The 12851-nt window shown below is 64.1% G+C and carries 10 protein-coding genes; 8 read left to right on the forward strand and 2 right to left on the reverse strand.

The genetic code is table 11. From position 1 onward, the window contains the following. Positions 1–43: 43 nt before the first annotated feature. The 3 genes from pstC (at position 44) to pstB (ending at position 3405) form a co-directional block, all read left to right on the forward strand. Positions 44–1300: a phosphate ABC transporter permease subunit PstC gene (gene pstC / locus R2R70_RS11635; RefSeq protein WP_043333977.1), complete on the forward strand. Its 1257-nt coding sequence runs from the start codon at positions 44–46 to the stop codon at positions 1298–1300. A 14-nt stretch (positions 1301–1314) separates the two neighbouring features. Then, on the forward strand, positions 1315–2481 hold the full coding sequence (gene pstA, locus R2R70_RS11640; protein ID WP_043333976.1) for a phosphate ABC transporter permease PstA: 1167 nt from the start codon (positions 1315–1317) through the stop codon (positions 2479–2481). Between the two features lie 81 nt (positions 2482–2562). After that, positions 2563–3405, forward strand: a complete 843-nt coding sequence (gene pstB / locus R2R70_RS11645) for a phosphate ABC transporter ATP-binding protein PstB (protein ID WP_084589459.1) — start codon at positions 2563–2565, stop codon at positions 3403–3405. Positions 3406–3551: 146 nt separating this feature from the next. Here the strand turns inward: pstB and R2R70_RS11650 are convergent, their stop codons facing one another. Next, entirely contained in the window at positions 3552–4772 is a 1221-nt protein-coding gene (locus R2R70_RS11650; protein ID WP_107335493.1) for an acetyl-CoA C-acyltransferase, read from the reverse strand. 117 nt (positions 4773–4889) lie between these two features. Here R2R70_RS11650 and R2R70_RS11655 point away from each other — a divergent pair, with 117 nt between their 5' ends. The 5 genes from R2R70_RS11655 to R2R70_RS11675 all read left to right on the forward strand — a co-directional run bounded on the left by R2R70_RS11655 (position 4890) and on the right by R2R70_RS11675 (position 12316). Further along, entirely contained in the window at positions 4890–5507 is a 618-nt protein-coding gene (locus tag R2R70_RS11655) for a TetR/AcrR family transcriptional regulator (protein ID WP_043333975.1), read from the forward strand. Positions 5508–5813: 306 nt separating this feature from the next. Further along, positions 5814–7478, forward strand: a complete 1665-nt coding sequence (locus tag R2R70_RS11660) for an AMP-binding protein (RefSeq protein ID WP_410978055.1) — start codon at positions 5814–5816, stop codon at positions 7476–7478. A 197-nt stretch (positions 7479–7675) separates the two neighbouring features. After that, positions 7676–8440, forward strand: coding sequence for an SDR family NAD(P)-dependent oxidoreductase (locus R2R70_RS11665; RefSeq protein ID WP_410978056.1), 765 nt, complete (start codon positions 7676–7678; stop codon positions 8438–8440). 448 nt (positions 8441–8888) lie between these two features. After that, complete coding sequence (locus R2R70_RS11670; RefSeq protein WP_410978057.1) at positions 8889–10700, forward strand: acyl-CoA dehydrogenase C-terminal domain-containing protein; 1812 nt, start codon at positions 8889–8891, stop codon at positions 10698–10700. 332 nt (positions 10701–11032) lie between these two features. Beyond that, a complete protein-coding gene (locus R2R70_RS11675) occupies positions 11033–12316 on the forward strand; it encodes an AI-2E family transporter (protein WP_284892676.1) in 1284 nt (427 codons plus the stop codon). A 133-nt stretch (positions 12317–12449) separates the two neighbouring features. On the opposite strand, the gene trxA is transcribed toward R2R70_RS11675, so the two are convergent. Next, a complete protein-coding gene (gene trxA / locus R2R70_RS11680; protein WP_043333971.1) occupies positions 12450–12773 on the reverse strand; it encodes a thioredoxin in 324 nt (107 codons plus the stop codon). Between the last annotated feature and the right edge of the window lie 78 nt (positions 12774–12851).

The raw sequence follows: 12851 nt of genomic DNA on the forward strand, positions 1-12851 counted from the left end.
GAAGCCTTCCCCCTGTGAACAACGCGACTCCGGGACCCGAAAGATGCAGACTCAGCAGATCTTTCTCTTCTTCATAGGCATCGTGGCGCTGGCTGGCCTGGTGGCCTTCTTCAGCGGCCGCAGCAAGGCACAGCGTGTGCGTGCCAGCGGTGCTGAAATGTACGCCCAGCCGGATCAGTACGGCTGGTTCACGGCAATCTCCAGCGCAGGACCTGCTCTGCTGGTCGGTCTGGCAGCCGTCGTTGCGATTGCCACCGCAGATATCGATATCGAAGGCATGCAGCTGCTGATCGCCAGTCTGGTCGTCGCAGCCGTCGGCCTGGTCATCGGCCTCGCCCTGGTGAAGCCTGATTTCCATGCGCGCAATGCCATCGAGACCCTCATTCGCTATGTGTTGATCGGCGCGGCGATGATCTCCATCGTCACGACGTTCGGCATTCTGGTCTCGATCATCTTCGAGGCCATCCGCTTCTTCCAGATGGAAAGCTTCTGGACCTTCATCACCGGCACCACCTGGGATCCGGGCAACAGCTTCCAGATGGCCGCCGGCCGTGGTGAAGGCGTCGAGAGCACCGCCAACTTCGGTGCCGTACCGCTGTTCGCCGGTACCTTCATGATCACCCTGATCGCGATGCTGGTGGCCATTCCCATCGGTCTGCTCGCCGCGGTCTACATGGCGGAGTTCGCCCCTGAGAGCGTGCGTACCGTCGCCAAGCCGGTGCTGGAAGTGCTCGCCGGTATCCCGACCGTGGTCTACGGCTTCTTCGCCGCCATCACCGTCGCGCCGCTGATCGTCGACATCTTCTCGCCGCTGGGCATCGAGGCGTCCTACAACAACGCGCTGGCGCCGGGTCTGGTCATGGGCATCATGATCATTCCGTTCATCTCCTCACTGTCCGATGACGTCATCACTTCCGTGCCGGACACCATGCGTCAGGGCTCTCTGGCGCTGGGCATGACCCACGGCGAGACCATCCGCAACGTCATCCTGCCGGCCGCGTTGCCGGGCATCATCTCCGCGTCTCTGCTGGCCATGTCACGCGCCCTCGGCGAGACGATGATCGTGGTGATGGCGGCGGGCATGCGTCCGAACCTGACCGCCAACCCGCTGGAAGACATGACCACCGTCACGGTGCGCATCGTTGCCGCGTTGACCGGCGACCAGGAATTCGCGAGTGCCGAGACTCTGTCGGCCTTCGCGCTGGGTCTGGTGCTGTTCGTTGTCACTCTGCTGCTGAACATGGTCTCGGTGGTCCTGATCCGCCGCTTCCGTGAGAAGTACAGCGCCAACAACCTCTGAGGCCGAGACTAGACATGAGCCATTCATTCGACGATATCTCGGCCCAGCTGAAGGGCCGTCATCGCCGCACCAAGCGCCTGAAATTCATGTCCATGGGCGCACTCGCCCTGGCCGCCACCTTCCTGGTGGTCTTCATCGGCGACATGGTCATGCGCGGCTACCCGGCCTTCCAGCAGGCAGAACTGCACGTGCCGGTCACCTACAGCGAGCAGTCGCAGGAAATCCCGCTGGCAGCGGTGGAAGAAGACGTGCGTGACCTGGTCAGCCGCGGCTGGCTGCGCCAGCTGCCTCGCGACATGGCCGCTGACGCCAGCCTGATGGGGCAGACGATCGACCGTTGGGTGATCGCCGATGACCAGGTCGACCAGTACCTCAAGGGTCACAAGTCACACCTGAAGCCCAAGCAGACCGCCGTGCTGGACCGCATGATCGAGAACGGCACGGCCGAGCTCAAGTTCAACATCAACTTCTTCACCACCGGTGATTCGAAGTTGCCGGAATACGCCGGTATCTGGTCGGCCGCGATGGGCACGATCCTGACGCTGCTGGTCACGCTGGCCTTCGCCTTCCCGGTCGGCGTGCTGACGGCGGTCTATCTGGAGGAGTTCGCTCCGGACAACCGCTTCACCCAGGCCATCGAGATCAACATCAACAACCTGGCGGCGGTGCCGTCGATCCTGTTCGGTCTGCTGGGTCTGGCGATCTTCATCAACTTCTTCGGCATGCCGCGTTCCTCCCCGCTGGTCGGTGGTCTGACGCTGGGTCTGATGACCTTGCCGGTGATCATCATCACCACGCGCTCGGCACTGCGCAGCGTACCGGACACCATTCGTCAGGCCGCCTTCGGCGTCGGCTGCTCCCGCTGGCAGGTGGTGCGTGACCACGTGCTGCCGCTGTCACTGCCGGGGATCCTGACCGGTTCCATCATCGGCCTGGCACAGGCGATGGGCGAGACCGCGCCGTTGATCATCGTCGGCATGGTGGCCTTCATTCCGGATGCGCCGACCGCCATCACCCAGGCTGCCACCGTGCTGCCGGCCCAGATATTCACCTGGGCGGGCGAGCCGGAGCAGGCCTATGTTGAACGTACTGCGGCGGGCATCCTGGTGCTGCTGTCAGTGCTGATCCTACTCAATGCCGCAGCCGTGATGCTGCGCAAGAAATTCGAGCGTCGCTGGTAGGCAGCTGCGAGGCGGCCCGCCGATTGGCCGGCCGTCTTCCACCCTTAGCCCTGGCCCACGACTCATCAAGGAATACGAGACATGAACAGCACCGTCGCCACTCCCGCCAAGCCTGCCGCCGCCACTCGTCCCGGTAGCCCGGTCGTCATCAACGAAGATGCCAACCACGAGCTGGCCATTCGCGTGGAAGACCTCAACCTGTGGTACGGCGAGAAGAAGGCGTTGAAGAACATCAACATCGATGTCTTCCAGAAGAACGTCACCGCCCTGATCGGCCCGTCCGGTTGTGGCAAGTCGACATTCCTGCGCTGCCTGAACCGCATGAATGACCTGATCCGCAGCGTGCGCATCGAAGGTCTGGTCGAGATGGATGGCCGTGACGTCAACGCGCGCAACATGGATGAAGTGGCATTGCGTCGTCGCGTCGGCATGGTGTTCCAGAAGCCGAACCCGTTCCCCAAGTCCATCTACGACAACATCGCCTACGCGCCGACCATGCACGACCTGGTCAGCCGTCGCGCCGACAAGGATGATCTGGTCGAGAGCGCGCTGCGTGATGCGGGTCTGTGGGAAGAAGTGAAGGACATTCTCGACCAGCCGGGCACCTCGCTGTCCGGTGGTCAGCAGCAGCGTCTGTGCATCGCGCGTGCCATCGCGGTCAAGCCGGACGTCATCCTGATGGATGAGCCGACCTCGGCACTCGACCCGATCTCCACCGCGACCATCGAAGACCTGATGGACAAGCTGAAGACCCAGTTCTCCATCGTCACCGTGACGCACAACATGCAGCAGGCGGCACGTGTCGCCGATTACACCGCCTTCTTCCACATGGGTGAGCTGGTGGAGTACAACGACACCAAGACCATGTTCTCCAACCCGAATACCAAGAAGGCCGAGGACTACATCACCGGTCGCTATGGCTAAGCGGCGCCAGCGTCAGGGCTCGGAAGGCTGAGCCCCTGATCGTTGCCTGAGAGCATTGCAGGCCGCACGACGACACGAGGCCCGGATCAATGATCCGGGCCTCGTGTCGTTTCAAGCATCAGGTTGGCTCAGTGTCTGCTGGCGGATCAGCCTTCCAGTTCGACGGCGATCGCGGTGGCTTCGCCGCCACCGATGCACAGCGCCGCGATGCCGCGCTTCTTGCCGCGGCGCTCCAGCGCGTTGATCAGCGTGACGATGATGCGCGAGCCGGTGGAGCCCACCGGATGCCCCTGGGCGCAGGCGCCGCCGAAGACATTGACCTTGTCATGCGGGATGTCATGGGCATCCATCGCCAGCAGGGTGACCACCGCGAAGGCCTCGTTGATTTCGAACAGGTCGACGTCTTCTGTGGTCCATTCCAGGCGCTTCATCAGCGAGTCGATGGCGCCGATGGGCGCCAGCGTGAATTCGCTGGGGTGCTGGGAGTGGGTGCTGTGACCGAGGATACGCGCCTTGACGGCTAGCCCGCGCCGTTCGGCTTCATCACGGCGCGTCAGCACCAGTGCCGAGGCGCCATCGGAGATGGAGCTGGCATTGGCGGCGGTGATGGTGCCGTCCTTGGCGAAGGCCGGGCGCAGAGTGGGAATCTTGTCGAGATTGGCCTGGAAGGGCTGCTCATCCTGCTCGACCACGCTCTCGCCCTTGCGGCTCTTGACCGTGACGGCGGCGATTTCCGGTGCGATATCCCCCGATTCGGTGGCCGTCATGGCGCGCCTGAGCGATTCGATGGCGAAGTCGTCCATGCGCTGGCGGTCATAGCCGCGGGCATCGGCCACTTCCTGGGCGAACACGCCCATCAGCTTGCCTGTCTCGGCGTCTTCCAGCCCATCGAAGAACATGTGGTCCTTCAGCTCGCCATGGCCGAGGCGATAGCCGCCACGCGCCTGGGTGAGCAGGTGCGGGGCGTTGGACATCGATTCCATCCCGCCGGCCAGCATGATGCGGTTGGTGCCTGCGCGAATCAGGTCATGCGCCAGCATGGTGGCCTTCATGCCGGAACCGCACAGCTTGTTGATGGTGGTGGCGCCGATGCTGTCCGGCACGCCGGCCTGACGCATGGCCTGCCGCGCCGGGCCCTGCTTGACGCCGGCGGGCAGCACGCAGCCGAAGATGCCTTCGTCGACATCGGCAGGCGTGAGGCCTGCGCGTTCGATGGCCGCCTTGATGGCCACGGCGGCGAGCTGTGGCGCGCTCAGCGTCGAGAGTGAGCCCTTGAGGCCACCCATCGGCGTGCGGGCGCCGGCGAGAATCACGATGTCATCGGCGCTGGCGGCGGGGCTTGGCGTAGTGCGGGAAGCAGTCGTCATGACGGTCTCCTGTGTCTTGTTATTGGAAGATCGAGTCGTGCAGTCGGCGTTGTGATCACTGCGTGGCTATGCTTTGATCCATTCAATCCCATAAACCAAGCAAGCGCTAGTTATACGATGAATGTAGCCACCGCCTCACCCCGTCGCAAGGAGCTGGTCCGTATCGCTGCCCGCCTGTTCGTCGAGGAGGGTTTCGATCGCACCACCGTCCGCATGCTGGCCCAGGAAATGGGCATCAAGTCCGGCAGTCTCTTCCATCACTTCGCCGACAAGCAGGAAATTCTGTGCGCCGTGATCGAAGAGGGCATGTTCAGTGCACTGGCCATCGCCCGTGAGCATCTGGCGCGCTGCGAGCCGTACCAGGCAAGCGAAGTGACCGCCTCGGCGGCATCGCAGCAGCAGGCGCGTGAGCGACTGCTGGCCCTGGCGCGTGCACATCTGGACACGCTGCTCACCGATCGCAATGCCCATGTGGTCGCGCTCTATGAGTGGCGGCGGCTGGAGGGCCCGGCGCGCGAGCATCTCGTCCAGCTGCGCGATGACTACGAGGACCTGTGGCGTGACGCCATCGCCTCCGCCGTGGCCGCAGGGCTGCTCAAGGGCGACGCCGCGCTGCTGCGCCAGTTCATGCTCGGCGCGCTCAACTGGACGGTACGCTGGTATCGCCCCGAGGGAGAGCGCTCCCCCGATGAGCTGGCCGAAGCGCTGGTCGATAGCCTGTGTCGTCTGCCCTGAGCGAGCGTGGGTTACACGGCCTCTGCTACGCAGCGTGGGTTACACGGCCTCTGCTACGCAGCGTGCGTTACACGCCGTCCGTTACACGGCGTCTGCAACTTTTGGCCAGTCGAGCGTCACAATGCTTGCCGCCCGACAGGCTTGTCGCTAACTTGACGTTTACGTTAACTGTAGATGGATGGCGCCCAGTCATCTCACATCGCCCCGGAGCACCACTCAGGAGCCAGTCACGCCATGACGCCAAGCGATACAACAACAAACCGCACGTCACGCGCCGCCTCTGCTACATCTGCGAATTCACACGCCATGCAACCCGCCGCCAGCCAGACGCTGAGCGATTATCTGGCCGCCTTCGATATCCAGGCACTGCGCGATGAATTGTTCACCACGCCGCTCGACGGCGAGGGCGAGCTCGGCAATGCCTATGAGGCGTGTGTCGGGCGTCATCTGCGCGCCGGGCAGGGCGATCGTATCGCGCTGGTCCACGAAGACGAACAGGGCCGGGTGCGTGAGCTGAGTTACGCACAGCTCGATGAGCAGAGCGCGCGGATGGCGGCTGCCTTGAAGGCACAGGGCGTGATGGCGGGGCAGCGGGTCGCCTGCATGCTGTCGCGCACGCCGGAGCTGATGATCGCGCTGGCCGCGACCTGGCGGTTGGGCGCCGTCTATCAGCCGCTGTTCACCGCCTTCGGCACCGATGCGCTCGACTATCGCCTGGCGCGCGCCGAGACGCAGATCGTGATCACCGAGACGAGCCAGCGCAGCAAGTTCACTGAGCTTGCCCGCCATCCCGTGATCATCTGCGTGCGCGGTGAGGGAGATGCGCTGGAGGCGGGCGATCTCGACTGGCAGACATTGATGCAGAGCGAGCCACTGACCGAGCCGCCAGTGTGGCTTCCGGCGGAGGCGCCCTTCCTGCAGATGTTCACCTCCGGCACGGTCGGCAAGCCCAAGGGCGTGGCGGTGGCGCTGAATGCGCTGCCTGCCTTCTGGCTCTATCAACGCCTGGCGGTGGACCTGCGCCCCGGCGAGCGCTTCTGGAACATGGCCGATCCCGGCTGGGCCTACGGCCTCTACTACGCCATCACCGGCCCGCTGTTGCTGGGTGCCACCACCTACTTCATGCAGGCGCCGTTCAGTGCAGAAGGCGGTCTGGCCTTCATGGAGCGTCACCGCATCGACAATTTCGCGGCCGCGCCCACGGCCTATCGCATGCTCAAGGCCTCCGGGCTCGGTGAAGGCGCCTTCGAGCGCCTGAACCTGCGGGTCGCAAGCTCCGCCGGCGAGCCCCTCAACACCGAGGTGGTGGGCTGGGTCGCGCGGGAGCTGGGCTGTGCGGTGATGGACCATTACGGTCAGACCGAGACCGGCATGACCTGCTGCAATCATCACGCGCTGGCCCATGAGGTCGTGGTCGGCAGTGTCGGCTTCCCGCTGCCCGGCTATCGACTCGCCGTGCTCGATGCCGAGTATCGTGAACTGCCGCCGGGCGAGCCGGGTGTGCTGGCGGTGGATATCGCCCGCTCGCCCGCGCACTTCTTCGCCGGCTACACCTGGCAGGAGAAACAGCCCTGCGTCGAGGGCTATTACCTGACTGGAGACGTGGTGGTGGCAGAGCCCGATGGCCGCTTCACCTTTGCCGGGCGTGATGACGACATCATCACCACCGCGGGCTATCGCGTCGGCCCGGCGGATGTCGAGAACGCTGTGCTGGTACATCCGGCGGTGGCGGAATCGGCGGCGGTCGGCAAGCCGGATGCGCTGCGTGGCGAGATCATCAAGGCCTATGTGGTGCTGCGCGATGGCCATGTCGGCAGTGACGAGCTGGCGGAGGAAATTCGCACCAGTGTGCGTCAGCGACTCTCGGCGCACAGCTATCCGCGCGAGATCGACTTCGTCGACAGCCTGCCCAAGACGCCGTCGGGCAAGATCCAGCGTTTCCTGCTGCGGGCGCAGGCGCGTGCGAGCTGAATACCAAGCCATATACCTGGCTTTCAGGCACGGCCGGCTATCCGACGGGGCTTGTCTGTTACCACGCGCCTGTTACCACGCGCCTGTTACCACGCGCCTGTTACCACGCGCCTGTTACCACGCGCCTGTTACCACAGGTCTGTCAACACCTGGCTCTCATCACCTTTCCTGCCATCACCTTTCGGGAGACTCGTTTCATGAAGATCGCCGACCACTGCTTTCTGATCACCGGCGCAGCATCCGGCCTCGGGGCCGCCACGGCCTCACGTATCGTCGCGGCCGGCGGCCAGGTGGTGCTGGCGGACCTTGCCGAGGCCGCACGTGAACAGGCCGATGCGCTGGGGGAGGCGGCACGCTTCTGTCATTGCGACATCACCGACAGCGCCAGTGTCGAGGCCGCGCTGGATGTCGCGGAGCAGACCTTCGGTGCCATTCATGGGGTGATCCACTGTGCCGGTGTGGTGAGCGTCGCCAAGCTGGTGGACCGTGACGGCGAGCCTGCTCCGCTGGAGGGCTTCGAGAAGACGCTGGCGATCAATCTGAGCGGCACCTTCAACGTGGCGCGCCTGACGGCGGCACGCATGGCGCGCAATGCCGCCGAAGGCGAGGACGGCGAGCGGGGCATCATTCTCAATACCGCCTCGGTCGCGGCCTTCGATGGCCAGGTGGGGCAGTGTGCCTATAGCGCCTCCAAGGCCGGGGTCGCCGGCATGACGCTGCCGATGGCACGTGAGCTGGCACGCCATGGCATTCGCGTGATGGCGATTGCGCCCGGCGTGTTCGAGACACCGATGATGGCCGGCATCACGGAGTCGGCTCGCGAAGCGCTGTGCGAGGCGGTGCCGTTTCCCAAGCGTCTGGGCAAGCCCGATGAATTCGCGCGTCTGGCCGAGCACATCATCACCAACAGCATGCTCAACGGTGAGGTGATCCGCCTCGATGGCAGCATTCGCATGGCCTGAGGCTGGCGGGCAAGGCCTTTATCGTCTGGATCGGGCTCTCTGGATCGGGCTCTCTGGATCGGCTCTCGGGAGAGAGCACGGTACACAAGGAATCTTGCAGGACAGGTTATCTCTGGGGGAGATATTGCTCGACCGCGGCTGCGGTCGGGCTTTTTTGTGTCTGTTTTTAGTGTGTGTCTTTTTGTGCCTGCCGTGCGCGCGGCGCGGCCTGGAGGCAGGGCTTGCCACCAATGTCGCAGGCCAGAAATCAAACGACCGCTTGACGGTATGGCGAAGGAGGCGTTAATTTCAAACACATGTTTGATAGTGTTGCGTCAGACCTGTTCGCCGTCAGCGACTCGCTTCTTCATTGCTCGAGTGAGTGTTGCGCCGCCTGACAAGCGTCCTGCCGCCACCTGTCGTTGTTCAGGTCAGCGCCGCCGCGTCGCGACGGCTCAAGGAGTAAAGCATGCCGGACTATCAGGCGCCGTTGCGCGACATCCGCTTCGTGATGAATGAGTTGCTCGACTATCCCGCGCACTATGCCAGCCTGCCGGGTGGCGATGAGGCCAGCGACGATATCGTGACTGCCATCCTCGAGGAGGGCGCACGCTTCGCGCACGAGGTGCTGACGCCGCTGAACCAGTCGGGCGACCGCGAGGGCTGTACCTTCGAGGGCGGCGAGGTCACGGCGCCGAGCGGCTTCAAGGCTGCCTATCAGCAGTATGTCGAGGGCGGCTGGCCGAGCCTGGCTGCCTCACCGGAGCATGGTGGTCAGGGTCTGCCGCCGTCACTGGCGATGGTGCTCTCGGAAATGGTCGCCTCCGCCAACCTGTCGTGGGGCATGTATCCGGGCCTGTCGCATGGCGCGATGAATGCACTCGAGCATCACGGCAGCGAGGTGCTCAAGCAGACCTATCTGACCAAGCTGGTCGAAGGCAGCTGGACTGGCACCATGTGCCTGACCGAACCGCATTGCGGCACGGACCTTGGGCTGATCAAGACCCGCGCCGTGCCTCTGGATGACAGCGATGGCAGCAAGGGCTACCGCATCAGCGGCACCAAGATCTTCATCTCGGCCGGTGAGCACGATCTTTCCGAGAACATCGTGCACCTGGTGCTGGCCAAGCTGCCGGATGCTCCGGAAGGCTCGCGTGGCATCTCGCTGTTCGTGGTGCCCAAGTTCCTGCCCGACGCCAATGGCGAGGCCGGTGAGCGCAACGGTGTCAGCTGTGGCTCCATCGAGCACAAGATGGGCATTCACGGCAACGCGACCTGCGTGATGAACTTCGATTCCGCCACAGGCTATCTGGTCGGCCCGCCGCACAAGGGACTGGCCTGCATGTTCACCATGATGAATGCCGCGCGTCTCGGCGTGGGGATCCAGGGCGTGGCGCTGGCCGAGGCCAGCTTCCAGAATGCGCTGAGCTATGCGCGTGACCGCCTGCAGATGCGTGCCCTGTCTGGTGCCAAGGCGCCGGAGAAGGCGGCCGACCCGATCATCGTGCATCCGGACGTGCGCCGCATGCTGCTGACCCAGAAGGCCATCGCCGAGGGCGGGCGCATGCTGGTGATGTACGCCGCCCAGTTCAATGACATCGTCGAGAATGCCCCGGACAGCGAAGACAAGGCGCGTGCCGATACCTTGCTCGGCCTGCTGACGCCCATCGTCAAGGCCTTCCTGACCGAGACCGGCTTCGAGGCGACCAATCATGGCGTGCAGGTCTATGGCGGCCACGGCTTCATTCAGGAATGGGGCATGGAGCAGTTCGTGCGCGATGCGCGCATCACCCTGCTCTATGAAGGCACCACCGGTATCCAGGCGCTGGACCTGCTGGGCCGCAAGATCCTGATGAGCCAGGGCGAATCGCTCAAGGTCTTCACCAAGGAGATCCACAAGTTCTGCCAGGCCAGCGAAGGCAGCGAGTTTGCCAATCCGCTCGCCGAGCTCAACCGCGAATGGGGCGAGTTGACCATGGCGGTGGGCATGGGCGCGATGCAGGACCGCGAAGCGGTCGGCGCGGCCAGTGTCGATTACCTGATGTATGCCGGTTACGTCACGCTGGGCTACCTGTGGGCGCGGGCCGGTGAGACGGCCAGGGCCGCGCTGGCGGCTGGCGAAGGGGACGCTGCCTTCTATCAGGCCAAGCTGGATACCGCGCGCTTCTACTTCCAGCGCATCCTGCCGCGCACGCAAGGCCATGCCGCGATGATGCGCGCCGGTGGCGAGACGCTGATGGCGCCGACGGTGGAAGGCTTCGGCAGCGGCTTCGAGATCTGATAATGGCTTCAAGCCTGACAGCAGTTTCAAGACTCAGCAGTTCGATGTATCGGCAACAGTCGTGTCTTATGCCTCCAGTCAGTGCGCTCTGACTCGGTACCCTTGGGGAGACTTCGGTCTCCCCATTTTTTGTGCGCTTGGTGTCAGGCAGGAGTTTTTCCCGACACGAGCAATCAATCTCGTTTCAGTCTTGGCTTGTGACAGGCATGCGCCCAAGATAGGCGCATCGAAGGCTGTCCCGAGGAGCCCGCGGGGCAGTGACGCGCAAGTACTTATGGCATGTACTGATGGCAAGTACTGATGGCAAGCACTGACAGGATAGGTGGCGCAGGATGCACGCGAACGATACGCCTGACGAAAGATCGCGACACGAGGAAGTGCCGCCCGAGGCGCAGATGGCCGATGCGCAAGCGCCCGACGATAGCGTTGGCGAGCCACGCAGCGTCAGTGAGGGCACTTCCATCGAGGAGGCCGTGACACGCATGCAGGTGCCACGCGACGAGCGTCAGCAGGAGGCGCTCGAACGCTCCGGACGTTCTCGCCATGCGCCCAACGTGCGCCGCGCGCTGGAGATTCACCCCTTGCTGGTCGGCATGGCCGCAGTGGTCATCATCATCGGCGGCCTCAAGCTGGCGGCGGACCTGGTGGTGCCGCTGCTGCTGGCGGTGTTCGTCGCCGCGGTCTGCGATGCGCCGGTGCGCTGGCTGGCCCGTCACGGTATCGGGCAACGCTTCGGAGTGCCGATCGTCATCCTGACGGTCTGTGTGCTGTTCTCGTCGCTGACGGCGCTGCTGGTCTCGCGCTTCACCCTGTTCAGCGATGAGATGCCCAAGCTTGAGGAGAGCCTGCGCGAACAGTATCAGAGCATGCTGGAATGGCTGGCGGACAGCGGCGTATCCATCGCGCCGGCCCGTTTCAGCGAGCTGGTCGATCCGGCCTCGTTGACCCAGTGGGTGCCGAACCTGCTGACCGGGCTGGGGGGGCTTCTGTCCTCGAGCGTGATCATCGTGCTGACGGCCACCTTCCTGCTCTATGAGGCATTGTCACTGCGCGACAAGCTGGTCAGCACGCTGCGCAGCCCGCATGTCAGCCTGCGCCGCTTCACGCTGTTCTCGCTGACGCTGCGCCGCTATCTGGCGGTCAAGACCTTGATCAGCCTCGTGACCGGGGGACTGGTCGCGATCAGCTGTCTGGTGCTCGATGTGGAGTTCGCCTTCCTGTGGGCCACGCTGGCCTTCTGCCTCAACTACATCCCCAACATCGGCTCGGCGCTGGCCGCGGTGCCTGCGGTGTTGCTGACGCTGGTGATGCCGGAGGGGGGCGCGGTCAAGGCGCTGATGCTGGGCGGCTGTTATCTGGCGATCAACTTCATTCTCGGCAACTTGATCGAACCGCGCGTGATGGGGCGCACCCTGGGGCTGTCGACGCTGGCCGCCTTCCTGTCGCTGGTGGTGTGGGGCTGGGTGTTCGGGCCGGTGGGCATGCTGTTGTCGGTGCCGATCACCATGACGCTCAAGATCGCCTTCGACTCGCACCCGGGCACGCGCTGGGCGGCGCGTCTGCTGGGCCCCTCCGTGCGCCGGATTCGCCGTCGTAGACGCTTGGCGGAGGAATGACCCGCGAGCCAGCTCTGCGTGGATGACCCGCTGTCAGAATGCCAAAGGCCCCGTCACGCTGTGCGTGACGGGGCCTTTGGTTATCGAATCAGTGCGCGGTGGCTGGCGGGCAGTCACCTGTCAGCAAGTCGACTCAGAGGTTCTGCTCGATGAACTGGCTCAGCTGACCCTTGGACTGGGCACCGACCAGAGAGGCGACCTTGGCGCCGGACTTGAACAGGATCACGGTCGGCACGCCACGCACGCCTTGCTCGGCAGCGATTTCCGGCGCGTCATCGACATTGACGTTGACGATCTTCAGGCCTTCGCCTTTCTCGTTGGCGACTTCTTCGACGACCGGCGCCATCATCTTGCACGGACCACACCACGGGGCCCAGAACTTCAGCAGGACCGGGGCTTCAGCGTTGAGAACTTCCTGTTCGAAGTTGGCGCCGGTGACATCGACGTGATTGGACATCTTGTTTCTCCAGGGGATTCGTTTCGCTGTCTGCGGCATTGCCGGACATGCAGGCTGCGTCCGATGGTAGCGCCACTT

Origin of the sequence: Cobetia sp. SIMBA_158, assembly GCF_046566945.1 — a bacterium.
In the GTDB taxonomy this organism is placed as follows: Bacteria; Pseudomonadota; Gammaproteobacteria; order Pseudomonadales; family Halomonadaceae; genus Cobetia; species Cobetia amphilecti.